Source organism: Azospirillum brasilense (assembly GCF_022023855.1).
Lineage (GTDB): Bacteria > Pseudomonadota > Alphaproteobacteria > Azospirillales > Azospirillaceae > Azospirillum > Azospirillum brasilense_F.
On sequence record NZ_CP059449.1, the window covers coordinates 294,899 to 317,732 of the forward strand.

Below are 22,834 nucleotides of genomic sequence, written 5' to 3' on the forward strand. Positions count from 1 at the left end.
AGGATGCCGGCATCGGGCGCCGGCCGTGCTATTTTTGGCACGCCGGTGCGGCAGTTCTGCCGCAAAGCGGATGCTTTCCACCAATTCCGGGGTAGCCGGGCAGGTTTCGTTCCGAATGGGCCTCTCCCAAATGGGGACTCACCGAAAACGGCCCCTTCCCACCGCGCCCGGAGTTCTCATATCATTCATGCGACGTACATCGCGATGCTGACCTGTTGAGACCATGGCCGAAAACGACAAACACGGCGACGAGGGCACCACTACGGGCGTGGTCATCAAAACCAAGCCTAAGACTAAAAAGCCCTCGATGTATAAGGTCTTGATGTTGAACGACGACTACACACCTATGGAATTCGTCGTTCATGTCTTGGAGCGCTTCTTTGCGAAGTCGCGCGAGGAGGCGACACGGATCATGCTGCATGTGCACCGGCGGGGTGTGGGCTTGTGCGGCGTGTTCACCTACGAAGTGGCGGAGACGAAAGTCACGCAGGTGATGGACTTTGCGCGCCAGAACCAGCACCCGCTGCAATGTACGCTAGAAAAGGATTAAGGCCACAGATGCTGTCGCGTAACTTGGAACAGACGCTGCACCGAGCCCTGGCCCATGCGAACGAGCGCAGGCACGAATACGCGACGCTCGAACACTTGCTGCTCGCATTGACCGAGGATGCCGATGCAATGGCCGTCTTGCGCGCTTGTGGGGTCGATCTGGACCGCCTGCGCGCCGAACTCTCGGATTACCTCGACAACGAGCTTGCGAACCTGATCACGAACAGGCCCGATGATGCGAAGCCGACGGCTGGCTTCCAGCGGGTGCTGCAACGCGCGGCCATCCACGTCCAGTCGTCGGGACGTGAAGAGGTGACGGGAGCAAATGTGCTCGTCGCCCTGTTCTCTGAACGCGAAAGCCACGCGGTCTATTTCCTGCAGGAGCAGGAGATGACCCGTTTCGACGCGGTGAACTACATCTCTCACGGAATCGCGAAGGCCCCGGGCCGCTCGGAAGCGAAGCGCGTTACCGGAGCCGACGAGGACGCGGCGGCGGAGAAGGTCGTGAAGAAAGGCAGCGAAGCCCTAGAGGCTTATTGCGTCAACCTGAACAAGAAGGCGGCCAGCGGGAAGATCGATCCGCTGATCGGACGGGAGCAGGAGGTCGAACGGACCATCCAGATCCTGTGCCGGCGGTCGAAGAACAACCCGCTGTATGTCGGTGACCCCGGTGTCGGCAAGACCGCCATCGCCGAGGGGCTGGCCCGCCGCATCGTCCATGGCGAGGTTCCGGAGGTGCTGAAGGGCGCCACCATCTTCGCGCTCGACATGGGCTCCCTGCTCGCCGGTACGCGGTACCGCGGCGACTTCGAAGAGCGCCTCAAGGCCGTCGTCTCCGAACTGGAGGCCACGGAAGGTGCCGTCCTCTTCATCGACGAGATCCACACGGTCATCGGCGCCGGTGCGACCTCGGGCGGTGCGATGGACGCCTCGAACCTGCTGAAGCCGGCCCTCGCCTCCGGCTCGCTGCGTTGCATCGGTTCGACGACCTACAAGGAATACCGGAACTATTTCGAGAAGGACCGGGCGCTCGTCCGGCGCTTCCAGAAGATCGACGTCAACGAGCCGACGGTCGAGGATGCGATCAAGATCCTCCAGGGGATCAAGACCTATTACGAAAAGCATCACCGGGTGAGCTACACCAACGACGCGATCCGCTCGGCGGTGGAGCTGTCCGCGAAGTACATCGGCGACCGCAAGCTGCCGGACAAGGCCATCGACATCATCGACGAGGTCGGCGCCGCGCAGATGCTGCTGCCGGAGAACAAGCGGAAGAAGAAGATCTCCGTCAAGGACGTGGAGGCGGTGGTCGCCAAGATCGCCCGCATCCCGCCGAAGTCGGTCAGCCGCGACGACAAGGAGACGCTCCTCAACCTGGAGCGCGACCTGAAGACCATGGTCTTCGGCCAGAACAAGGCCATCGACGCGCTGGTCTCCGCCATCAAGCTGGCCCGTGCCGGCCTGCGCGAACCGGAGAAGCCGATCGGCAACTACCTGTTCACCGGCCCGACCGGTGTCGGCAAGACCGAGGTGGCCCGCCAGCTCTCCCTCACGCTGGGTATCGAGCTGACCCGCTTCGACATGTCGGAGTACATGGAGCGGCACACCGTCTCCCGCCTGATCGGCGCCCCTCCGGGCTATGTCGGGTTCGACCAGGGCGGCCTGCTGACCGACGCCATCGACCAGCATCCGCATTGCGTGCTGCTGCTCGATGAAATCGAGAAGGCGCATCCGGATCTGTTCAACATCCTGTTGCAGATCATGGATCATGGCAAGCTGACCGACCACAACGGCAAGACGGTGGACTTCCGCAACGTCATCCTCATCATGACCTCCAACGCGGGCGCCTCGGACATGGCCAAGCCGGCCATCGGCTTCGAGCGCGAGCGTCGGGTCGGCGAGGACATGGAAGCGGTGGAGAAGCTGTTCACGCCGGAGTTCCGCAACCGTCTGGATGCGATCATCCCCTTCGCGCCGCTGACCCAGGAGGTCATCAACCGCGTGGTGGACAAGTTCATCATGCAGATGGAAGCGCAGCTCGAGGACCGCGGCGTCACGATCGAGCTCGACGATCAGGCCCGCGAGTGGCTGGGCAAGAAGGGCTACGACCCGCTCTACGGCGCGCGTCCGCTGGGCCGCGTGATCCAGGAGCACTTGAAGAAGCCGCTGGCGGAGGAGCTGCTGTTCGGCAAGCTCGCCAAGGGCGGCTTGGTCAAGGTCACCGTGAAGGACGACAAGCCCGCCTTCGACTACACCGAGGGGTCGCGCAAGCGGCGCTCCGGCGACGAGGACGAGGACGAGGTCGTGCACGAACTGGCGGAATGACGCCGGTTCGCACGGGACGCGAAAAAGGGGGCCGCAAGGCCCCCTTTCTTTTTGCCCGGCTTCTGGATCGCCGAGCGATCACTCCTCGACCAGAACGACCGCGTCGTTGGAACTCTTCATCAGGGCAATGCCGTGCAGGCAGTCGCGCTCGGCCGTGTAGCCCTCGCTGCTGACGGCGATGGTCTCGCCGTTGGCAGCGTGGAAGGTCCAGCGCCATTCGTTGCGGTGATCCTTGTAGACCCTGTACTTGGGAGCCTTGCCCGTGGACATGTTTTCCTCCTCGCCGTTGGTCTGATACGGACGGTGGAGGCGGCACAAATGTGAAGGGCAGATGGTTGCATTCCCGATGCCGCATCACGGACACTCCTCCCAGGCGGCACCCCCAAAACAAAGCACGCCGAAACGAAGAATGAGGAAACGCACCATGCCCCTGCCCTTCCTGAGCGGACTGCGCGTCATCGATCTCGGCCAGTATCTGCCGGGGCCCTACGCCGCCCAGATGCTGGCCGACCTCGGCGCCGAGGTGGTGAAGGTGGAGGCGCCGAACGGCGACCCGCTGCGCCAGATGGGTCCCACCGACGCCGACGGCACGACCGCCGCCTACAAGCTGCTGAACGCCGGCAAGACCATCATCCGCCTGAACCTGAAGGACGAGGGCGACCGCACCGCCTTCGAGACGCTGATCGCCGGGGCCGATGCCCTGGTGGAAAGCTACCGCCCCGGCGTGCTGGACAAGCTTGGGGTCGGCCACGCCCGGCTGCGCGCGCTGAACCCGCGGTTGGTCCACGCCAGCCTGTCCGGCTGGGGCAGCAGCGGCCCCTACGCCCGGCGGGCCGGCCATGACCTGAATTACATGGCGGTCGGCGGCGGCCTGGATTCCTCGGGCACGCCGGACCGCCCCTCGATCAGCCACCCGCCGGTCGCCGACTTCGCGTCGGCCCAGCAGGCCGCGCTGGCGGTGGTCGCCGCCCTGTTCGGGCGCCAGCGCAGCGGCGAGGGTTGCTTCCTCGACCTGTCGATCATGGAGACGGTGCTGGGCTGGCAGGGCTTCAACCTGACCGCCGACGCCCGCGGCGAGGTCCCGGCCCGCGGCGAGGCGCTGCTGTCGGGCGGAGCCGCCTGCTACCGCATCTATCGCACCGCCGACGGCCGCTTTGCCACCCTGTCGGCGCTGGAGGCCAAGTTCTGGCAAGGCTTCTGCGAGGCGGTGGGACGCCCCGACTGGATCGCCCGGCAAGGCGACCCGTTGCCCCAGACCGCCCTGATCGCGGAGGTGGACGCCCTGTTCGCCAGCCGCAGCCTCGCCGACTGGAAGGCGCTGCTCGACCCCGTGGACTGCTGCTTCGAGGCACTGCCAACGCTGGCGGAGATGCCGGAGCACCCGCACATCGCCGCCCGCGGCCAAGTCCGCGTCACACCGGGGCCGGAGCCGCTGGTGGAGACCCTGATGGGCCTGCGCGTCGATGGCGGCGCTCCGCCCGAGCGTACCCCTTTGCGCGAGTCCACCGCCGCCGCGGTGCTCGCTGCCTGGACGTAAAGCCTACAGTGCGATGAGGGGCCCGCCGCCGTCGCGCAGCGGCCGCGCGTCCAGCGGGCCGCGGCGGGCACCCATCAGGCTGGCCTTCGACAGGTTCGCCGCCGCGTCGTCGCAACCGCGCAGGTCGGCGGAGGCGAGGTTGGCCATCTCGAAACTGGCACCGGCCAGCTTCGCCCCCGTAAGCCGGGCGCCGCGCAGGTCGGCAGCGGCCAGCGTGGCGTTCGTCAGGTTGGCGGGCCAGTTCCGCCCGGTCGGGGTGCCGTCCGGGTTGCGCAGGTCCACCATGCCGAGATCGGCGCCGTGGAGATCCACCCCGGTCAGATCGGCCCCGCTCAGGTTCGCCCCGGTCAGCACCGCTTGGTCCAGCCGCGCCCGGCGCAGGCTGGCCCCGCCGAAATCGGCCAGCGAGAGCGAGGCGTTGGACAGCCGGGCCTCGTCCAGGTTGGCGTCGCGGAACACCCCGCCCGACAGGTCGCAGGCGGTGAGGTCCAACCCGCGCAGGTCCATCCCGGTGAAGTCCGCCCGCAGCCCGGCCCCGCCGCCGCTGTTGATCCACAGGATGTGGGCGTCCAGCACGCTGCGCACCGGCATCGGCAGAGCGTCGGCGTTCCTCATGTAGACGGCACCGCTGAGGTTGGCGCCTTGCGTGTCCGCCACGGTGAGGTCGACGTTGCGCAGGGTCGCCTCGCGCAGGTCGGCGTTGCGCAGGATGGCGCGGGTCAGGTTGGCGCCGTTCAGCACGGCGCGCTTCATCTTGGCCCCGCTGAAGTTCGCCTCGGTCAGGTCGGCCCCGGCCAGATTGGCGGCGAACAGGTTGGCGTTGCTGAAGTCGCCGCCCGCCGTCGAGGCGTTGGCCAGTTCGGCGTGGCTGAGGTCGGCGCCCTTGAAATTGACGCCGTCCATCCGCGCGTCCGTCAGGTTGGCGGGCCGCCGCTCCTCCTCATCCTCGCGCCCGGCGCGGTGGACCATGATCTGGCCGGGGCGCAGATCGGCTCCCTCGAAGTCGGTGCGGGTCAGGTCGGCCTTCAGGAAGTTCGTCCCACGCAGGTCCGCCCGCGCGAAGGAGGAGCCCACCAGCTTCGCCCGGCTGAAATTTGCCCCGAACAGGTCGGACATGGCGAAGCTGACCTCCTCAAGCTGGGCATCGGAGAAGTTGCCCTGGGTGAGGATGGCCGTTTGCAGGTTGAAGCCCTTCAGCCGGAGCCTCGACAGATCGACGCCCTTCGCCTGAAGGCGCACACCGCCCGGCTTCAGTTTGAGATAGAATAGATGGTCCCGCACCTGCTTCAGGAATTCCATGGTGCGGTCGGTCATCGGGCGGGTCCGTCGGTCGGCTGGTCCCGCCCACACTACGCTTTGCGCATGGGCAGTAAAGGGGAAATCCCCAATCGTCCGCCACCCCTGCAATGCCGGGGGCGCATGCCGGGCCGGGGTCATAGGACAGTCTCTAAACCATTGAACGAAAACGCGGTTAGGGTTTGGGAGAGAGGAAGCATGACGAGTTTCGACACGGAGTGCCTGCGCCGCGCCATCGCGCTCAGCCGCACACACATGCAGGGCAACGCCGGCGGCCCCTTCGGCGCGGTTATCGCGCGGGACGGCCGGATCATCGGCGAGGGGTGGAACTGCGTGACCTCCAGCAACGACCCGACGGCGCACGCCGAGGTCGTCGCGATCCGCAACGCCTGCCGCGACATCGGCAGCTTCAGTCTCGCCGGGGCGACCGTCTACACGAGCTGCGAGCCCTGCCCGATGTGCCTGTCGGCGATCTACTGGGCGCGGATCGAACGCATCGTCTACGCCAACGCGCGCGACGACGCGGCGTCCATCGGTTTCGACGACGCCTTCCTCTACACGGAAATCGCCCTGCCGCTGGAACAGCGGGCGATCCCCATGCAGCGTTTGCTGGCCGACGAGGCGCGCGCCGTCTTCGACGAATGGGCCGCCCGGCCCGATCGCGTTCCCTACTGATCCGGTCCTATTGCTCCGACACGTCATCCTGGCGGTAGGGTGACAGTTCCATCAGCGCCTCGCGCTCCGCCGCCACGCCGGGCCGCTCTCGGCGCAGGTAATCGGCGATGGCGCGGTGGAAGCCGGGGTCGGCCACCCAGTGGGCGCTGTAGGTCGGCACCGGCAGATAGCCGCGCTGGATCTTGTGCTCCCCCTGGGCGCCCGCCTCGACCCGGCCGAGGCCGCGCTCGATGGCGAAGTCCAGCGCACGGTAATAGCACGCCTCGAAATGCAGGAAGCGGTAGCTGCCGTCGGAGCCCCAGTTGCGGCCATAGAGGGCGTCGGCCCCGATCAGATTCAGGGCGCCGGCCACCCACTCCCCGTTGTCCTCGCACATCACCAGCATGACCCGGTCGGCCATGGTCTCGCCCAGCAACCGGAAGAAGGCGCGGTTCAGATAGCCGCCGCCCCATTTGCGGTCGGCGGTCTCCAGATAGAAGCGGTGGAAGGCGTCCCAATGCTCCGGCTTCAGGTCGGCGCCGGTCAGGCTGTGCAGCCGGACGCTGCTCTCCGCCACCTCGCGCCGCTCCTTGCGGATGGCCTTGCGCTTGCGGCTGTTCAAGGTTCCCAGGAAATCGTCGAAGCTGGCGTAGCCACGGTTTTCCCAATGATACTGCACGCCTTCGCGGAGCAGCCAGCCGGCCTCGCCGAGGCGGCGCCAGTCGCCCTCCTCCGGAAAGGTGACGTGGACGGAGGAGACGCCGTAGCGCCGCGCCACCTCCTCCATCCCCTGGATCAGGGCGCCGGCGACGGCGTCCATCCCCTGGGTCGAGGCGCCGGGCCGGACGAGCAGGCGCGGCCCCGGCACCGGGGTGAAGGGCACGGCGCACTGCAGCTTCGGGTAATATTGCCCGCCGGCCCGCTCATAGGCGTGCGCCCAGGCATGGTCGAAGACATACTCGCCGTAGGAATGGTTCTTCAGATAGAGCGGCACTGCCCCCATGATCCGCCCCGCCCCGTCGAGGGCGGCGAGGTGGCTGGGCTGCCAGCCGGTGCGGCCGATGACCGACCCCGATTCCTCCAGCGCCAGCAGGAAGGCGTGGCTGAGAAACGGGTTGTCCGGCCCGGCGCAGGCGTCCCATTCCTGGGGATCGGCCAGACCGATGCCGGTCAGAACCTTGACGGTGATGGCCTCCCCGGCGCCGGGGCCGGTGTCCTTGCCGTCGGGCATGCTCTCTCCTTCACGGGTACGCCGAGGGAGGTGGGCGCTTTTCCGCGCCGCGGCAAGAGGCTGGCCCCTCCCCCGGTCGGCCCCCTGGATCAGGTCAGTTCGAGGACGGCGTCCACCTCGACCGCCACGTTGCCGGGCAGCGACGGGGCGCCGACCGCGGCGCGGGCGTGCTTCCCGGCGTCGCCGAACACCTGCATCATCAGCTCCGACGCGCCGTTGATGACCAGCGGCTGGTCGTGGAAATCCGGGGTGCCGTTGACGAAGCCGCCCAGACGCAGCACACGCACCACCCGGTCGAGATCGCCGCCGCAGGCCGCCTTCGCCTGGGCGATGATGTTCAGGGCGCACAGGCGCGCCGCCTGCTGGCCCTGCTCCACCGTGAAGTCCTGGCCCAGCTTGCCGATGAAGCGGCGTTCGCCGTTCCATACGGTGACCTGCCCCGACACGTAGAGCGTGTTGCCCGACTGGGTGTAGGGCACATAGGCCGCCACCGGGGCCGCCGCCTGCGGCAGCTCGATCCCCAACTCCTTCAGCCGCGCCTCGATGCGTCCGGCCATGCTTCATCCCTCCGTCTTCGTTGCGGGCGCCGAGAACGCCGCGATGGGTGGCGCCCCGATGGGCGCGACAGCCCGACGATAGCCCCCTCCGCCGCCGTCACCAAGGGCTTACCGGCAACCCTTCGCACACGGTCCGACCGACCCCCAACTGGGAAGTTTTGTCCCGGGGCCCAAGGCGCAAATCCCTTTCTGCCCGGCAAAACTTTCCGCCGCCCTAGGAAGGGCCGTCCGGCCAACCAAAACCGGATCGTCGCGCACGCTCCATAAATGTCTTTTCAGGACAGCAAGTTATCGGGATTTTTGGGAACTGGCACGGGTCTTGATAGGGGAGGACCGCGCAAATGCACGTTGCCTCGCTTCGGTTTCAAGCACCAGCCGCGGGGCGAGCCTCAGAAGGAGACTTGGAACCATGGCCATCAACGACGTCACTCTCACCGCGTCAATGCGCACGAATCTGCTGCAACTGCAGGGCGTGAACGAAAAGATCGGTGTCAAGCAGAACATCCTCTCGACCGGCAACAAGATCAATTCGGCGCTCGACGGCCCGACTTCGTTCTTCGCAGCGAAGAGCCTGACCCAGCGCGCCGGTGACCTGTCGTCGTTGAAGGACGCCATGGGTCAGTCGATCAGCACCATCAAGGCCGCCGACAAGGGCGTGACCGCGATCGAAAGCATGATCGAGCAGGCGCGCGGCCTGACCACCGCCGCCTATTCCGCGCTCGGCACCGACGCCGGCTCCGTCGCCACCCGCAAGACACTGTCCGCCCAGTTCAACGCGCTGAAGGAGCAGATCGACAAGCTGGCCGGCGACAGCGGCTATGCCGGCAAGAACCTGCTGGCCGGCAATGGCCTGCGGCTGGACTCCACCAGCGAGTCGCGCCGTGCCGTCAACACCATCCAGGGCATCGAGAACGCCCGCGTCACCAACGTGGTGTCGACCGACACCTACACGGTGCGCGTCAAGGGCGACGGCTCCATCGAGGGCGCGGCCGGCGAGATCAACAGCGCCGAAATGGCCCACGGCCTGGTCGGCCTGAAGCTGTCCGGCACGATGACCACCTCGCTCGGCAGCTTCTCCGACGTGCAGATCGAGGTCCGCGGCGCCTCGGGCCGCGAGCGGTCGTTCATCATCACGGACGGCAACGAGTCGCGCACGATCACCTACTTCGACAACAGCCAGACGATGGCTGCCAACACGACGAGGACGGCGTCGACGGGTACCGCGCAGGTTACCAATGTGACGCTGGGCGGCACGATCGAAGCCGGCGACAGCTTCACCATCACCGTCGAAGACCAGACCTTCACCTACACCGCCACCGCCGGCGACGTGGCGATCGGTCAGACCGCGCGCAACAACATCGCCAACCAGCTCAAGGCGTCGATCAACAGTGCGCTGGGCGCCAACGGCCGTCTCAGCGGCAAGGACGTCCAGACCGTCACGGTCGGCACGACGGGCACGATCACGCTGTCCGGCGCGACGACGACCAACGCCGCCCGCGAGATGACGGTCAAGGCCACCGCCGAGAACGCCCTGACCAAGCGCATCTCCGAGAGCTTCGCGTCGGGCACCATCGTGTCCTTCACGGTCGACCGCAAGCTGCTGGAGCAGGCCGCCAACGCCGGCAACGGCATCTCGACGATCGAGAAGAAGGTCGACATCCAGATCCAGGTCAGCAACCTGAGCGGTGCCACGGTGACCCGCGACGGCATGTCCAAGCGCGGCGAAGGCAAGCTGTCGGACGGCGAGAACGCCTTCGCGTTCGACACCGGCACGGTGCGCTTCAACGTCGATCAGAAGAGCATCAAGCAGGCGGCGGCGGCCAACTCCGCGGCCAACCTGGTCTCGGTGCAGGTAACCGACGCCAACACCTCCAACGATCTGACGGTGCAGCTCAACGAGCGCAACACCAACGCGATCACGGTGAAATCGCAGAACCTGAGCACCAGCGGCCAGGGCCTGCGCATCGACTACGCGCAGAACGACTGGACCGACCGCGCCGACATCGACAAGGCGGTCGCCAGCATCGACTACGCGAAGCAGAACCTGCGGTCGGCCTCGCAGACGCTGTCGACCAACCTGAACATCATCACGACCCGCGAAACCTTCACCAAGGAGTTCAGCGACGTGCTGGTCGAAGGCGCCAACAAGCTGACGCTGGCCGACCAGAACGAGGAAGGCGCCAGCCTGCTGATGCTGCAGACCCGTCAGCAGCTCGGCACCATCGCCCTCTCGCTGGCCAACCAGTCGCAGCAGTCGATCCTGCGCTTGTTCTAACCGGCAAGGTCCAGCCGGCGACCACAGGCCGAGGCAAGGCATTGCGCAGCAGGCGCCCCAACCGGGGCGCCTGTTTCCTTTTGGCCGCCTTACCGCAGGGCGGCCTCGATCAGGGCCCGCGCGTCGGCGGCCAGCTTCGCCCGCTCCGGCGCGCGGGTGTACATCATGTGCCCCCCCTCATAGACCGTCACGGCGACCCGGTCGGCCTGCCCGTCCGGCAGTTCCAGGCGCGACGCCACCCAGCGTGACGCCATGTAGGGGGTGATGAGGTCCGTCCTCCCATGGGCGATCAGCACCCGCAGCGCGGGTTGCAGGGTCAGGGCGGCCTGGAGGTCGTCCACCGCGCTGGGCTGGCCGGAGCGCGGCCATTCCCAGCCCCGGTTCACCCGGTCGCTGAGCAGCTCGAACGGCACCTCCGTCCGCACGCCCAGCCATTCGTGGGCGTAGGCGGCGAAGGCGGTGGTGTAGGTCGGTACCGTGCCCTTCAGGAAGGGATCGAAGGAAAGCCGCGCCGCCGACGGGTCGGGATCCGCGGCGGTGAAGGTGCCGTCATAGACGCTGGCAACCCGCCCGCGCCCGCGCAGCAGCTCGCGGGCAAAGACATCGGTGGGGATCTCGCCGCGGAAGCGGGTCACCAGTTCCTCCGGCAGGCCGGTGGTCCGCGCCACCTCGGCGAAGAAGTCCCGTGCCGCGCCGGGCCGGCGGTAGTCCAGCCCGGCCAGCCCGGTGAGGTATCCGGTGAAGGCGTAGCGCTCGGCCGCCGCCGCCGCCTGCTCCGGGGTGCCGGCAACCAGACCGTTGGCGGCGGCCGAAGCGGCGTAGGCGGGCAGCCGCAGCGCCGGCACCAGAAGCCCGCCGCCGCCGCGGATGGTGGCGAAATCCACGACCGGCGACACCATGATCAGCCCGTTGACCGCGATGCCGGTATCGTCGATCAGCCGGTTGGCCATCTTGGCGATGCGGAAGCCGCCGTAGCTTTCCCCCACCAGGAATTTCGGCGACTCCCAGCGGCCGTTGCGGGTCAGCCAGAGCCGGACGATCTCGGCCATGGCCCGGCTGTCGGCATCGACCGACCAGAAGCGCTTGCCGGGGTCCTCGTCCCGCCGCGCGCCCTCCTCCTTTCCACCGTCACGCCGGATGCCGCGGCTGTAGCCGGTGCCGACCGGATCGACGAAGACCAGATCGGTGAAGGCCAGCCAGCTGTCCGGATTGTTCAGCAACGGGGCCGGTGGCCGGGTCAGCGACCCGTCGTCGTTGAAGCCGACCACTTTCGGCCCCAAAGCCCCCAGATGCAGATAGGCCGAGGACGCCCCCGGCCCGCCGTTGAACACGAAGGCGACCGGCCGCTGGCCGCGCGGCGTCCCGTCCAGCGTGCCCCCATCCAGCGTATAGGTGACGGTGAAGACACGGGCCGCCGCCTCCTCGCGCGGACCGTCGCGCAGGGGAAGGAACTCCGCCACCGCCGTGTAGGCGAGCGGTCCGGATGGCAAGGGCAACTGGTGCCTGGTCTCGCTGCGCTGGGCGTCGAACCCGCCGGCGCGGTCCGCCGGCTTCGGGGCGCCCTGGTTCTGTTCGTTCCGGGCCGGAGTGTTCTGGGCCGGAGTGTTCTGGGCCGGAGTGTTCTGGGGCGCCGCGTCCTGAGCACCCGCGACATGGAGCGGCGGCAGCGCCAGCGCGGCGAGCAATGGCAGAAGGCGGAGGCGGCGGTTCATGGCACGTCGCATGGCGCATCCCGTCGGCTGTGTCGTCACAGCCCCGCATATTGACCCTTACCCGGTGTCCGGCAAGGACACGGACCTTCGTCGCGCGTCCCGGATCACCATCGAAACCGCGACAATTTATCTCAATTCAAACCATTGATGCACATACGACCGTGTTTATGATGCCCAGGCTTCCACCACCTTAAGCCGAGTCATCGCGATCATGGACATGCCCGCCGAGAATTTTCAGGATCTCGTCTGGAGCGACGATCTTGCGTTGGGCGTCGAGCATATCGACGAGCAGCACAAGCATTGGATCGAACTGGTCCAGGCGTTCCATGTCGCCGTCGCCGAAGGCCGCTCCCGCGAGGAGGTCTACCGGACGCTGGCCGATGCGGTGGTCTATACGGAGATTCACTTCGCGAGCGAGCAGAAGGTGATGGAGGAGGCCGGCTATCCTTTCCTGGCCGACCATCTGGTCCAGCATTCCCTGGCCTGGGAGCAGTTGCACGCCTTCACCACCGGCAACGTGCCGGAGGAGAACATCGCCGAGTATCTGGCGACCTTCCTGCCGCAATGGCTGATGCTGCACATCAACTCAGCCGACCGTCAGTTCGCCCGCTGGCTGAAGGAGCGCGACGCCGTCCCGGCGGAGTTGGCCGACGCCCAGCTGTCCGGACGCGTCTTCCCCAACATCCCGGTCTGAACCCGCCGGAGCGCGCCCTCACCGGAGCCCGCATAAAAAGGCCTCATGAAAAAAGGGGAGGTCCGAGGACCTCCCCTTTTCCACGCCATGCCGGGGATGGAACCGGCTGGCCTCAGCTGCAGCCCGTGGTGGAGCCGCAGGTGTCGCACTTCAGGCAGGTGCCGTTGCGGACAAGCGTCATGTTGCCGCACTCCCCGCACTGATCCCCCTCGTAGCCGCGGGCGCGAGCCTCGCGGATGCGGTCGTAGCGCTGGTCGCTGTTGCTGCCGCCGTAGGCCGTCCCGGTGGTGCCGCCGACCGGGGCCGTGCCGCCGGCATGGACCACCGCGGCACCGACCGCCGGGCTGGAGGCCACCGCCGCGTGGGCGGCGGAGGCCGTGGCCTGGACCGCGGTGCCGGTGGCGGCCAGGGCCGCCGCCGCAGAGACCCGCTGGGTCTGCCCGCCGTTCAGGACGCGCAGGTTGTTGCGGACGTAGCCGGTCGACGCGACCTTGCGGACGATGTCCGACGGCTGGACCGCGCCGGTCTCCGGCAGGTCGCCCTGCTTGTCGCCGCTGCCGACCGTGAAGGGCACCAGATCCTCCGGCGTGGCGTGCGCCAGATCGGTGCGGCCCAGGTAGGAGATGGCGATCTCGCGGAAGATGTAGTCGATGACCGAGGTCGCCATCTTGATGGTGTCGTTGCCGGTCACCATGCCCGACGGCTCGAAGCGGGTGAAGGTGAAGGCCTCCACGAACTCTTCCAGCGGTACGCCGTACTGCAGGCCGATCGACACCGCGATGGCGAAGTTGTTCATCAGCGAGCGGAAGGCGGCGCCCTCCTTGTGCATGTCGATGAAGATCTCGCCGATGCGGCCGTCCTCATACTCGCCGGTGCGCAGGTAGATCTTGTGACCGCCGACGGTCGCCTTCTGGGTGTAGCCCTTGCGGCGGTGCGGCAGGCGCTCGCGCTCGGTGCGCTTGCGCTCGATGATGCGCTCGACGACCTTCTCGACGATGCGCTCGGACACCATCTGGGTGCGGGCCGCGTTGGCCGCCTCGACGATCTCCTCGACCGCGTCCTCCTCGTCGTCCAGCAGGGCGGCGGAGAGCGGCTGGCTCAGCTTGGAGCCGTCGCGGTACAGCGCGTTGGCCTTGATGCCCAGGCGCCAGGACAGCAGGTAGGCGTCCTTGCACTCCTCGACCGTCGCCGTGTTCGGCATGTTGATGGTCTTGGAGATGGCGCCGGAGATGAAGGGCTGCGAGGCGGCCATCATGGTGATGTGCGATTCCCAGGACAGGAAGCGCTTGCCGATGCGGCCGCAGGGGTTGGCGCAGTCGAACACCGGCAGATGCTCGTCCTTCAGGAAGGGCGCGCCTTCCAGCGTCATGGCACCGCAGCAGAAGGTGTTCGCCGCCTCGAGCTCGGCCTTGGTGAAGCCGAGAGCGGTCAGCAGGTCGAAGCCCGGCGCGTCCATCTGCTCGGCGGGGATGCCCAGCGTGTCGACGATGACGTCGGCGCCAACCGTCCAGCGGTTGAAAGCGAACTTGATGTCAAAGGCGGTGGCGAGGTTGCCCTCCAGCTTCTCCAGCACCTCGGCCGGGAAGCCCTTGGCCGCCAGAGTCTCGTGGTTGACGCCCGGCGCGCCCTTCAGCGTGCCGTGGCCGACCGCGTAGCGCTCGATCGCGGCGATCTCGTCGGCGGTGTAGCCCAGCGTGCGCAGGGCCTCCGGCACCAGACGGTTAACGATCTTGAAGTAGCCGCCGCCGGCCAGCTTCTTGAACTTCACCAGCGCGAAGTCCGGCTCGATGCCCGTGGTGTCGCAATCCATGACCAGACCGATGGTGCCGGTCGGGGCGACCACCGTGGCCTGGGCGTTGCGGAAGCCGTGCTGCTCACCCAGCTCCAGCGCCATGTCCCAGGCGCGGACGGCGGCCATCGCCAGTTCCTGCTCCGGGCACTCGTCGGCGACGAAGGGCACCGGCTTGACCGACAGGCCCTCGTAGCCCTCCATCTCGCCGCAGGCGGCGCGGCGGTGGTTGCGGATGACCCGCAGCATGTGGTCGCGGTTCTGCTCATAGGCCGGGAAGGCACCCAGCTCCTGCGCCATCTCGGCGGAGGTGGCGTAGGCGACGCCGGTCATCACCGCCGAGATGGCGGCGCAGTAGGCGCGGCCTTCCGCCGAGTCGTAGGGCAGGCCGGAGGACATCAGCAGGCCGCCGAGGTTGGCGAAGCCCAGGCCCAGCGTGCGGAACTCGTAGGAAAGCTGGGCGATCTCCTTGGACGGGAACTGCGCCATCAGCACGGAGACTTCCAGCACCATGGTCCACAGGCGGCAGGCGTGCTCGAACGCCTCGACGTCGAAGGAACCGTCCTTCAGACGGAACGACATCAGGTTCAGCGAGGCGAGGTTGCAGGCCGTGTCGTCGAGGAACATGTACTCCGAGCACGGGTTCGAGGCGTTGATGCGCCCCGAGGCCGGGCAGGTGTGCCAGTCGTTGATCGTGGTGTCGAACTGCACGCCCGGATCGGCGCAGGCCCAGGCGGCGTAGCCGACCTTGTCCCACAGGTCGCGGGCGCGCAGCGTGCGGTGGACCGTGCCGTCGGTGCGGCGGATCAGCTTCCACTCGTCGTCGTTCAGGACGGCCTGGATGAAGTCGTCGGAGATGCGCACCGAGTTGTTGGAGTTCTGGCCGGCCACCGTCAGGTAGGCGTCCGAGTCCCAATCGGTGTTGTAGGTCTTGAACTCGATGCTGGTGAAGCCCTGGCCGGCGAACTGGATCACGCGCTGGACGTAGTTCTCCGGCACCTGCGCCTTGCGGGCGGCGACGATGGCCTTCTTCAGCTCCTTGTTGACCTTCGGGTCCTGGCCATCCTGGGCGGCGGCCATGATGGCGGTCAGGTGCTCGCGGCAGATCTTGGAGCCGGTGACGAGAGCGGCGACCTTCTGCTCCTCGGTCACCTTCCAGTCGATGTAGGCCTCGATGTCCGGGTGGTCCATGTCCACCGTGACCATCTTGGCCGCACGGCGGGTGGTGCCGCCCGACTTGATGGCGCCCGCCGCGCGGTCGCCGATCTTCAGGAAGCTCATCAGGCCCGACGACTTGCCGCCGCCGGCCAGCTTCTCACCCTCGCCGCGCAGGCGGGAGAAGTTGGAACCGGTGCCGGAGCCGTACTTGAACAGGCGCGCCTCGCGGACCCACAGGTCCATGATGCCGCCCTCGTTCACCAGATCGTCGGCCACGGACTGGATGAAGCAGGCGTGCGGCTGCGGGTGCTCGTAGGCCGAGGCGGACGAGGTCAGCAGGCCGGTCTTGAAATCGACGTAGAAGTGGCCCTGGCTCGGGCCGTCGATGCCGTAGGCCCAGTGCAGGCCGGTGTTGAACCACTGCGGGCTGTTCGGGGCCGCCATCTGGGCGGCCAGCATGAAGCGCATCTCGTCGAAGAAGGCGCGCGCGTCGGCCTCGGTGTCGAAATAGCCGCCCTTCCAGCCCCAGTAGGTCCAGGTGCCGGCCAGACGGTCGAAGACCTGCTTGGCCGACTTCTCGCCGGAATAGCGCTTCTCCTTCGGCAGGGCGGCCAGCGCCGCCTCGTCGGCGGTCTTGCGCCACAGCCAGGACGGGACGGTGTTCTCCTCGACCGCCTTCAGGGCGACCGGAACGCCGGCCTTGCGGAAGTACTTCTGGGCCAGGATGTCGCTGGCGACTTGGCTGTAATTCTCGGGAACCTCGATGTCCGTCTGCTGGAAGACCACAGAGCCGTCAGGGTTGCGGATCTCGCTCGTCGTGCGGCGGAAGCCGAGAGCGGCGTAAGCATCCTGACCCTCTTTCGTGAAACGACGCTGGACCCGCATGTGACTCGTGCTCCCTCTGGCTGGCGAACAAAGGTGTCGCGCTCCGTGCGGCGCAGCTCGCGCTGGCTGACGAACGCAACACCCTGTATGTTGGTGCGCATCCTAGCCTCAAGCTTTGGGCCAAGCAAGACCCGGCCCAAGATATTGTGTGCTTGACGCGGGGCTACCTCCTAGATATGGCGCTTCCGGTCAACGGGCCAAGCCGCCGCGGGTTCCCGAGAAAAATCGACCCACCCCCACATCTAGTCCCGCGCCGAAAGCCTCCGGCACCCGATTCCTGTAAGGAATCCGTCACTTTCGCGGGGTCGCCGGCCCCCTCCGACCGCAGGATTCCCGGGGGACGAATCGGCGGTACGCCCTTCTCCGCCCCCCATACCCGCCAACCCACTTTTGCCCGCTGGACCGGTCCCGTGGCGAGGTCCCAGGACGGCATCCCGAGTCGCCACAGGATGTCACAGGCGGTCCCCCGTGACCTTTCCCGCTCTCCCGGTGTTGGAAGGGTCGGTTTCGTGCAACGAGGAGACCTTCCATGCACAAGACGGTGATCGCGACCCTGTCCGCCCTGGCGCTGATGACCGGCGCCGCCGCGGCCCAGACCGGCACCGGCGGCTCCACCCAGGCCCCGAGTTCCCAGGCCCCGAATTCGGTCATCATGGACCAGGGGCAGAGCGCACGGCCGGCCGGCCCCTCGGGCAGCGCCAGCGTCGAGCATCTGATGAGCCGCACGGTGATCGGAGCGGACGGCGAAAAGGTCGGCAAGGTGTCCGACGTGATCCTCGGCCCGGACGGCAACGCGCAGCTCCTGGTGATCCAGAGCGGCGGCTTCCTGGGCATCGGCGGCAAGGAGATCGCCGCGGACATCGCGCTGGCCGACGTGCTTCCGGGCAACGGCCCGATCACGCTGCGCGACGTCACCCAGGCGAGCGTGCGCGACATGCCGGAGTTCCAGTACAGCGACAGCATGACCTCGCTGAACCGCGGCCCGAAAGGCAGCGGCGAGTCGAACAAGCAGTAAGGATCAGGGAACGCCCCTCTCCCGCCCTGGGAGAGGGGTTTTGCCCTTTACGCCTCCACCCCGCGCTCGCGCAGGTAGGCGCCCAGCTTGGTGTCCACGCCCAGGATGTGGCCGGACAGCCATTTGGCGAGGAAGCCCAGCACGAAGGCGCCCTTCTCCCCACCCGCGTCCAGCGCGCTGTTCACGTCGTGCAGCTGGCGGACGAAGCTGTCGTGCAGCGCCTTGTGGGCGGTGTAGTCAGGATAGCCGTGCTCGCGCATCAGCGTCTCTTCCCGATCGAAATGCGTGTCGGTGTAGTCGAGCAGGTCCCTCAGCACATCCTGGATCTCGCTGTCGGCGCGAAACTCGTTCACCGCGGTGACGAACTCGTTGAACAGCTCGAACAGGCGCTTGTGGTCGGCGTCGATCACCGCGTTCCCGACGCCGAAGCCGTCCTGCCACGCCATCGTCTGCCAGCGCGGGTCGGCAAGGTTCGGCTTCATCGTCTTCGGCTGCGTTGTGTTTAATTGCATGACGTTTCCCCCTTCAGGAAACATCCTTATAAGCCGCCGCCCACCCGCAGCCGGGGCGACAGATAGTCACACTTACAGTATGGTTATAGGATTGCCGGTCAGTTCATCTGCGCCAGGGGCAGGTTGACCAGCAGATTCTGCGGCTTGAGGCGCAGCTTGCGGTCGGCGGTCATCGCCAGGGCGAGATAGACGGGCCGCCCGGCGATGTCGGCGCGCATGGCCGCCGGATCGGCGAACTCCAGCCGGAACAGCGACAGGATGCGGGCCAGCCGGTCCTCCCCCACCTCGGCCCCGTTGTAGAGGTCGTTGAGGATCGCCGTGGCCTCGCCGTCCAGCCCGACATGCCAGACCCAGCGCTCGTCGCTGATCCGCTGCACCGGCTGGATCGACACCGCCACCCCCAGGAAATGGGCCACCCAGCCCTCCAGGACGCGGCACAGCGCGTCCAGACCGGCCGCGGCGAAGGTCACGTCCAGCACGGTGTCGTGCCGCGAATCGCGCTCCCAATAGCGGGGGTGGTTGGTCTCGTCGAGGATGTCGAGATCGACGGAGCGCGGGGCGGTCCCGGCCTCCACCACCAGCCGGCCCAGGCTGCCGAAGCCGCCGGTCGCGGCCAGCATCTCCACCGTCTCGCTGTCGGCCAGTCGGACGCGCCCGTCGTCCACCGACACGGTCTGGGGCCGGAAGAACAGCTCGCCCGCCCGCGCCCGCAGGCCCGACGGCGTGCCGTCCAGGAGGTTGCGCAGGATCACATGGGCCATCTGGTCGATGAACAGCCCCGGCACGCCCCGCGCGCCCTCGCGGAACAGGCGGAGGTAGCAGCCCTCCACCGTGCCGGCGGCCAGCAGCCGGTCGCGGAAGCCCAGCCAGACCGCCCAGTTCTCCCGCGCGTCCGCGTCGGCCAACGCCTCCACCATGCCCGGCGGCACGGGGCGGGCGGGATCGTCGAGCAGGCCGGCGAACAGCGTGTGCTCGGTCTCGCAGGCGTCCTCGGGCGGGCGCATCTCCGGCCGCATCAGATAGGCGCGCAGGAAGTCCGGCGTGACCGCCAGCCAGCCGTCGGCGTCGCGCGTCAGCAGATGGAAACCGGACTCTTTCCAGAAATCGGACATGGAAGGCAGACCCTTGAGCAGAGAAGCGGTCGCAAAGCGTCCCTCATGTGGGCGCGTGGCCGCCGTCGCCAAGGACCTAGCACAGCCCGGCCCACAGATGCCCAGTTTACAGAAGTGTGGCGGCCAGGAACTCGTCGATGTCGGCCCACACCCGGTCGCGGATGTCGTCGCGCTCCATCAGCAGCTCGTGCTTGGCGTCGGGATGCTCCTTCAGAACGGCGTTGCCCAGCCGGGCGGCGGCCAGCCGGTGCGACTCCGAGCGGACGATGGCGTCGGCCGGGGCGCTCAGCAGCAGGATGGGGGTCGTCACCCGCTCCAGCGGCGCGGTGAAGCGGATGTGGTCGGCTGCGCGGAGGGCCGCCCGCACCCAGCCGAAGCTGACCCCGCCCACCCGCAGTTCGGGCCGGTCGCGGAAGGCGTCGTGGTAGGTGGCGTAGCGGCGGGGGTCGGAGGTGATCGGGTTGACCGGGGTGAACAGCCCCTCCACCGGGTCGTAGTCGTGCTGGCCGAAGGCGTATTCGGCGCCCCGTCCGCGGGCGCACAGGCGTTCGGCCAGCCAGACCGCCATGCGGCGCGGCACCGGGCCGGTGAAGATGTCGAACATCGGCGCCGTCAGCACCGCCGCGTCGCACAGGGCCGGGTTGCGGAGCAGGGCCATCAGGGCGACCAGCCCGCCCATGCTGTGGGCGACCAGCAGCAGCGGCCCGCGCTGCCGCGGCCTCACCAGCTGCTCCACCACCTCGTCAAGATCGCCGGCCAGCGTGTCGAAGCTGTCCAGGTGATGGATCTGAGGGTTGGGCAGGGGTCGGTCGGACAGGCCCTGGTTGCGCCAGTCGAAGGCGAAGACCTCGAAGCCGCGGGCAAGCAGCTCCCCCACCGTCTCGGCGTATTTCTCGATGAACTCCGCCCGGCCGGTCAGCAGCAGCGCGGTGCCGCGCGGCGGGACTTTGGTGGCCGTCCAATGGGCGGTGCGCAGCCGCGTCCCATCCCCCATCGTCACCCAGCCGAACCGTGGCTCCACACCCAGATCCGCCACGCTCACGGCCATTCCTGCGCTCTCCATCTTTGAGGGGATGATTGAACCATCATCGGACCGGGCGGGTCCAGCCCACGGCGGCGGTGCAGGTGGTCCAGTGGAACCCCCGACCTCCCACGGATGTTGTCCAGGTCCAATGGGAGGTACATTCGAATGCACATGGCGCGTACACTGTCCATGGCGCTCTGCGCCTTGTCCCTGTCCTTGCCTCTGTCCCCCATGGCCGCCCAGGCCCAGCCCTCATCCAAATCACAAAGCCCCAAGGACGCGTCGGTGCCCCCGATCGCCGTGGAACGCACGGACGAGGGCGAACCGGTGATCGTCCATGAGGGCGAGGCGTCTTTCTATGGCGGCTCGTTCCACGGCAAGAAGACGGCCAGCGGCGAGCGCTTCGACCAGAACAAGCCGACCGCCGCCTCGCGCGAGCTGCCGCTGGGCAGCAAGGTCACCGTGACCAACCAGGACAACGGCAAGAGCGTCAACGTCATCGTCAACGACCGCGGCCCCTATGTGGACGGACGGGTCATCGACCTGTCGAAAAAGGCCGCCAAACAGCTCGACATGATCGAGGACGGCGTGGCCCCGGTGCGCGTCGAGGCCAAGCCGTCCGAACAGCCGACCGAGTCCGTGAAGGAGAAGGTCGAGGCCAAGGCCGAGAAGGCCGACAAGACTCAGGTCGCCGAACAGCCTTCGTCCGAGAAGAAGGGGACCGGCGCCGCCCGGTCCGGTTCGTCGCGCGCCGATCAGCAAAGCGGGTCGGGGTCCGACCGCTAATCTATCTCTCGCGGCGGACGGGCGGTCCTGCGCGAGCGCTGGCTGCGGTCGAAGGCGGCCAGCAGCGCCCCCAGCCCGTCCGACGCCGCGTGGCGTGACCACAGGAAGGGGCGCAGCATGTTGCGGGTGCCGAAGCCGTGCACATGCACCGTGCGGCGCCCCAGCGCCTGCAACCCCTCCCGCGCCACGTCCAGCGGATCGGCGGCCCCCGGCAGGGCGTTCAGGGCGAAGCCGGCGCGCTTGCCGAAGGCGGTGCGGGTGGCGCCGGGGCACAGGACCAGCACATCCACCGGCTTGCGCTTCAGCTCCGTCGCCAGCGCCTCGCCATAGGCCAGGATGAAGCTCTTGCTGGCGCAGTAGGTCCCGAGGAACGGGATCGGCTGGAAGGCCGCCGTGCTCGACAGCAGGATCAGCCCCGCCCGCCGCCCGTCGCGGGCCGCCCGCTCGATCATGCCGGGCAGCAGTGCGCGGGTCAGCACCGTGGTCGCCACCACGTTCAGCTCCACCGTCGTCCGCTCCGCCTCCGGCGCGTTGTCGAGCACCGGCCCGAAGGCGCCGGACCCGGCGTTGTTGATGAGCAGGTCGATCTCCAGCGTCTCCGCCTTCTGGATCAGGGCGTTCCGTCCCTCGTCGGTGGTCAGGTCGGAGGCCAGCACCTCCACCCGGCGTCCGGTGGCCTCCAGCTCCGTCTTTGCGGTGGTCAGGGCCTCGGCGTTGCGGGCGGCCAGCAGCAGGCCGGTGTCGGGGGACAGGGCACGGGCGAAGCCGGCGCCGATGCCGGAGGTGCCGCCGGTGACCAGCGCGAAGCGGTGGGGCATGGGTCGGATTCCATCGCGGTTCGGGGGATGAGAGGTGACGGTTGGCCGCGGCGGCGCGAAGTCAAGCCATCGCCCCCCGAGTCGCCCCGCATTCTGCGGTGCAGCAGGCCGAATTGTCAGTGTACATATTAACTGGAGCCGCTCCGGACTTTTACTGTCACGGGACTGAAATCGCCGGACCAAAGGAAATAGGCAGGACGCCTCGACTGCCTCCTCTTTCGAAAGAGGTTAGCGGTTTTTTCACTTTTTCAGGCGAGTCGTGTTGCCATCACGTGGTTGCAGTGCATATATCGCATTGCACCATACGTGTTGTCGCACCGCTCTGCCGGTGCTTGATGAAAAGGAACCGCGGTATGGATGATGTTCGCCAAGTCCTGAAGGACAACGAGGGCCACTGCATCGAGGATTTGACCGTCGGAATGACGGCGTCCTTCGCGAAGACGGTTACCGAGGCGGACATCGTGTTGTTCGCCGGCATCTCCGGCGACACCAACCCGGTCCACCTGAACCAGGAATACGCCAGCGGGACCATGTTCCAGGGCCGCATCGCCCACGGCATGCTGAGCGTCAGCTTCATTTCCGCCGTTCTCGGCACCAAGCTGCCCGGTCCGGGCGCCATCTACATGAGCCAGACCGTGCGCTTCAAGGCGCCGGTCCGCGCCGGCGACACGGTGACCGCCCGCGCCACCGTCACCGAGATCATCCCGGAGAAGCGCCGCGCCGTCGTCCGCACGGTCTGCACCGTCGGCGAGACGGTGGTGATCGAGGGCGAAGCCCTGCTGATGGTCCCGTCGCGCGGGTGATCCCGTCAAGCCCTTAGGGCGGGCAAGCCTTCAACAAGCGAAATAACTTGCCGGTCGCCGGTGCGTAGACCACGCGCCGGCTCCGGTCTATATAAGACGCCC

General features: G+C 67.6%; 19 protein-coding genes. 9 read left to right on the forward strand and 10 right to left on the reverse strand.

Going from position 1 to position 22,834, the window contains the following annotated elements; genetic code table 11:
- Positions 1-223 precede the first annotated feature (223 nt).
- Positions 224-550, forward strand: coding sequence for an ATP-dependent Clp protease adapter ClpS (gene clpS / locus H1Q64_RS01455; protein ID WP_035672033.1), 327 nt, complete (start codon positions 224-226; stop codon positions 548-550).
- Between the two features lie 8 nt (positions 551-558).
- Positions 559-2,874 carry an ATP-dependent Clp protease ATP-binding subunit ClpA gene (gene clpA / locus H1Q64_RS01460; protein WP_035672029.1) on the forward strand — a complete coding sequence of 772 codons (2,316 nt, stop codon included), beginning with the start codon at positions 559-561 and terminating at the stop codon, positions 2,872-2,874.
- Positions 2,875-2,952: 78 nt separating this feature from the next.
- Here clpA and H1Q64_RS01465 read toward each other — a convergent pair whose 3' ends face one another.
- Positions 2,953-3,144, reverse strand: a complete 192-nt coding sequence (locus H1Q64_RS01465; protein ID WP_237904088.1) for a YegP family protein — start codon at positions 3,142-3,144, stop codon at positions 2,953-2,955.
- Between the two features lie 154 nt (positions 3,145-3,298).
- Between H1Q64_RS01465 and H1Q64_RS01470 the strand changes: the two genes are divergently transcribed.
- Positions 3,299-4,411 carry a CaiB/BaiF CoA transferase family protein gene (locus H1Q64_RS01470; protein WP_237904089.1) on the forward strand — a complete coding sequence of 371 codons (1,113 nt, stop codon included), beginning with the start codon at positions 3,299-3,301 and terminating at the stop codon, positions 4,409-4,411.
- A gap of 3 nt (positions 4,412-4,414) precedes the next feature.
- On the opposite strand, the gene H1Q64_RS01475 is transcribed toward H1Q64_RS01470, so the two are convergent.
- Positions 4,415-5,725: a pentapeptide repeat-containing protein gene (locus tag H1Q64_RS01475; RefSeq protein WP_237904090.1), complete on the reverse strand. Its 1,311-nt coding sequence runs from the start codon at positions 5,723-5,725 to the stop codon at positions 4,415-4,417.
- A gap of 180 nt (positions 5,726-5,905) precedes the next feature.
- On the opposite strand from H1Q64_RS01475, the gene H1Q64_RS01480 reads away from it, so the two are divergent.
- The gene (locus tag H1Q64_RS01480) at positions 5,906-6,382 is read left to right on the forward strand and encodes a nucleoside deaminase (RefSeq protein WP_237904091.1); all 477 of its coding nucleotides are present in this window, start codon (positions 5,906-5,908) and stop codon (positions 6,380-6,382) included.
- Between the two features lie 7 nt (positions 6,383-6,389).
- On the opposite strand, the gene H1Q64_RS01485 is transcribed toward H1Q64_RS01480, so the two are convergent.
- Both H1Q64_RS01485 and H1Q64_RS01490 read right to left on the reverse strand, forming a co-directional pair.
- Positions 6,390-7,592: a GNAT family N-acetyltransferase gene (locus H1Q64_RS01485; protein WP_237904092.1), complete on the reverse strand. Its 1,203-nt coding sequence runs from the start codon at positions 7,590-7,592 to the stop codon at positions 6,390-6,392.
- Positions 7,593-7,681: 89 nt separating this feature from the next.
- On the reverse strand, positions 7,682-8,149 hold the full coding sequence (locus H1Q64_RS01490) for a RidA family protein (RefSeq protein ID WP_237904093.1): 468 nt from the start codon (positions 8,147-8,149) through the stop codon (positions 7,682-7,684).
- 409 nt (positions 8,150-8,558) lie between these two features.
- Between H1Q64_RS01490 and H1Q64_RS01495 the strand changes: the two genes are divergently transcribed.
- A complete protein-coding gene (locus H1Q64_RS01495) occupies positions 8,559-10,424 on the forward strand; it encodes a flagellin (RefSeq protein ID WP_237904094.1) in 1,866 nt (621 codons plus the stop codon).
- 89 nt (positions 10,425-10,513) lie between these two features.
- Here the strand turns inward: H1Q64_RS01495 and H1Q64_RS01500 are convergent, their stop codons facing one another.
- Positions 10,514-12,148 (reverse strand): S10 family peptidase, encoded by a 1,635-nt coding sequence (locus tag H1Q64_RS01500; protein ID WP_237904095.1) that lies wholly within the window; start codon positions 12,146-12,148, stop codon positions 10,514-10,516.
- A 199-nt stretch (positions 12,149-12,347) separates the two neighbouring features.
- Here H1Q64_RS01500 and H1Q64_RS01505 point away from each other — a divergent pair, with 199 nt between their 5' ends.
- Complete coding sequence (locus H1Q64_RS01505) at positions 12,348-12,830, forward strand: bacteriohemerythrin (RefSeq protein ID WP_237904096.1); 483 nt, start codon at positions 12,348-12,350, stop codon at positions 12,828-12,830.
- A 112-nt stretch (positions 12,831-12,942) separates the two neighbouring features.
- Here the strand turns inward: H1Q64_RS01505 and H1Q64_RS01510 are convergent, their stop codons facing one another.
- Positions 12,943-16,662 carry a vitamin B12-dependent ribonucleotide reductase gene (locus H1Q64_RS01510; protein WP_237904097.1) on the reverse strand — a complete coding sequence of 1,240 codons (3,720 nt, stop codon included), beginning with the start codon at positions 16,660-16,662 and terminating at the stop codon, positions 12,943-12,945.
- Positions 16,663-17,191: 529 nt separating this feature from the next.
- Here H1Q64_RS01510 and H1Q64_RS01515 point away from each other — a divergent pair.
- Positions 17,192-17,677: a PRC-barrel domain-containing protein gene (locus tag H1Q64_RS01515; RefSeq protein ID WP_237904098.1), complete on the forward strand. Its 486-nt coding sequence runs from the start codon at positions 17,192-17,194 to the stop codon at positions 17,675-17,677.
- A gap of 47 nt (positions 17,678-17,724) precedes the next feature.
- On the opposite strand, the gene H1Q64_RS01520 is transcribed toward H1Q64_RS01515, so the two are convergent.
- From H1Q64_RS01520 to H1Q64_RS01530, 3 genes are all read right to left on the reverse strand, one after another.
- Positions 17,725-18,189, reverse strand: coding sequence for a bacteriohemerythrin (locus tag H1Q64_RS01520; protein WP_237904099.1), 465 nt, complete (start codon positions 18,187-18,189; stop codon positions 17,725-17,727).
- A gap of 98 nt (positions 18,190-18,287) precedes the next feature.
- Positions 18,288-19,301 (reverse strand): DUF6352 family protein, encoded by a 1,014-nt coding sequence (locus H1Q64_RS01525; protein WP_237904100.1) that lies wholly within the window; start codon positions 19,299-19,301, stop codon positions 18,288-18,290.
- Between the two features lie 106 nt (positions 19,302-19,407).
- Complete coding sequence (locus H1Q64_RS01530; protein ID WP_237904101.1) at positions 19,408-20,349, reverse strand: alpha/beta fold hydrolase; 942 nt, start codon at positions 20,347-20,349, stop codon at positions 19,408-19,410.
- 141 nt (positions 20,350-20,490) lie between these two features.
- Here H1Q64_RS01530 and H1Q64_RS01535 point away from each other — a divergent pair, with 141 nt between their 5' ends.
- Positions 20,491-21,111 (forward strand): septal ring lytic transglycosylase RlpA family protein, encoded by a 621-nt coding sequence (locus H1Q64_RS01535; RefSeq protein ID WP_237904102.1) that lies wholly within the window; start codon positions 20,491-20,493, stop codon positions 21,109-21,111.
- On the opposite strand, the gene H1Q64_RS01540 is transcribed toward H1Q64_RS01535, so the two are convergent.
- Positions 21,108-21,929, reverse strand: coding sequence for an SDR family NAD(P)-dependent oxidoreductase (locus H1Q64_RS01540; protein WP_237904103.1), 822 nt, complete (start codon positions 21,927-21,929; stop codon positions 21,108-21,110). The two genes, H1Q64_RS01535 and H1Q64_RS01540, sit on opposite strands and share 4 nt — an antisense overlap.
- Before the next feature lie 353 nt (positions 21,930-22,282).
- Here H1Q64_RS01540 and H1Q64_RS01545 point away from each other — a divergent pair, with 353 nt between their 5' ends.
- Positions 22,283-22,732, forward strand: a complete 450-nt coding sequence (locus tag H1Q64_RS01545; RefSeq protein ID WP_014239679.1) for a MaoC family dehydratase — start codon at positions 22,283-22,285, stop codon at positions 22,730-22,732.
- Positions 22,733-22,834 lie beyond the last annotated feature (102 nt).

Coding starts and splice junctions, on each gene's coding strand:
- clpS (WP_035672033.1), top strand. CDS start 224: ATGGCCGAAAACGACAAACACGGCGACGAGGGCACCACTACGGGCGTG.
- clpA (WP_035672029.1), top strand. CDS start 559: ATGCTGTCGCGTAACTTGGAACAGACGCTGCACCGAGCCCTGGCCCAT.
- H1Q64_RS01465 (WP_237904088.1), bottom strand. CDS start 3,144: ATGTCCACGGGCAAGGCTCCCAAGTACAGGGTCTACAAGGATCACCGC.
- H1Q64_RS01470 (WP_237904089.1), top strand. CDS start 3,299: ATGCCCCTGCCCTTCCTGAGCGGACTGCGCGTCATCGATCTCGGCCAG.
- H1Q64_RS01475 (WP_237904090.1), bottom strand. CDS start 5,725: ATGACCGACCGCACCATGGAATTCCTGAAGCAGGTGCGGGACCATCTA.
- H1Q64_RS01480 (WP_237904091.1), top strand. CDS start 5,906: ATGACGAGTTTCGACACGGAGTGCCTGCGCCGCGCCATCGCGCTCAGC.
- H1Q64_RS01485 (WP_237904092.1), bottom strand. CDS start 7,592: ATGCCCGACGGCAAGGACACCGGCCCCGGCGCCGGGGAGGCCATCACC.
- H1Q64_RS01490 (WP_237904093.1), bottom strand. CDS start 8,149: ATGGCCGGACGCATCGAGGCGCGGCTGAAGGAGTTGGGGATCGAGCTG.
- H1Q64_RS01495 (WP_237904094.1), top strand. CDS start 8,559: ATGGCCATCAACGACGTCACTCTCACCGCGTCAATGCGCACGAATCTG.
- H1Q64_RS01500 (WP_237904095.1), bottom strand. CDS start 12,148: ATGCGACGTGCCATGAACCGCCGCCTCCGCCTTCTGCCATTGCTCGCC.
- H1Q64_RS01505 (WP_237904096.1), top strand. CDS start 12,348: ATGGACATGCCCGCCGAGAATTTTCAGGATCTCGTCTGGAGCGACGAT.
- H1Q64_RS01510 (WP_237904097.1), bottom strand. CDS start 16,662: ATGCGGGTCCAGCGTCGTTTCACGAAAGAGGGTCAGGATGCTTACGCC.
- H1Q64_RS01515 (WP_237904098.1), top strand. CDS start 17,192: ATGCACAAGACGGTGATCGCGACCCTGTCCGCCCTGGCGCTGATGACC.
- H1Q64_RS01520 (WP_237904099.1), bottom strand. CDS start 18,189: ATGCAATTAAACACAACGCAGCCGAAGACGATGAAGCCGAACCTTGCC.
- H1Q64_RS01525 (WP_237904100.1), bottom strand. CDS start 19,301: ATGTCCGATTTCTGGAAAGAGTCCGGTTTCCATCTGCTGACGCGCGAC.
- H1Q64_RS01530 (WP_237904101.1), bottom strand. CDS start 20,349: ATGGCCGTGAGCGTGGCGGATCTGGGTGTGGAGCCACGGTTCGGCTGG.
- H1Q64_RS01535 (WP_237904102.1), top strand. CDS start 20,491: ATGCACATGGCGCGTACACTGTCCATGGCGCTCTGCGCCTTGTCCCTG.
- H1Q64_RS01540 (WP_237904103.1), bottom strand. CDS start 21,929: ATGCCCCACCGCTTCGCGCTGGTCACCGGCGGCACCTCCGGCATCGGC.
- H1Q64_RS01545 (WP_014239679.1), top strand. CDS start 22,283: ATGGATGATGTTCGCCAAGTCCTGAAGGACAACGAGGGCCACTGCATC.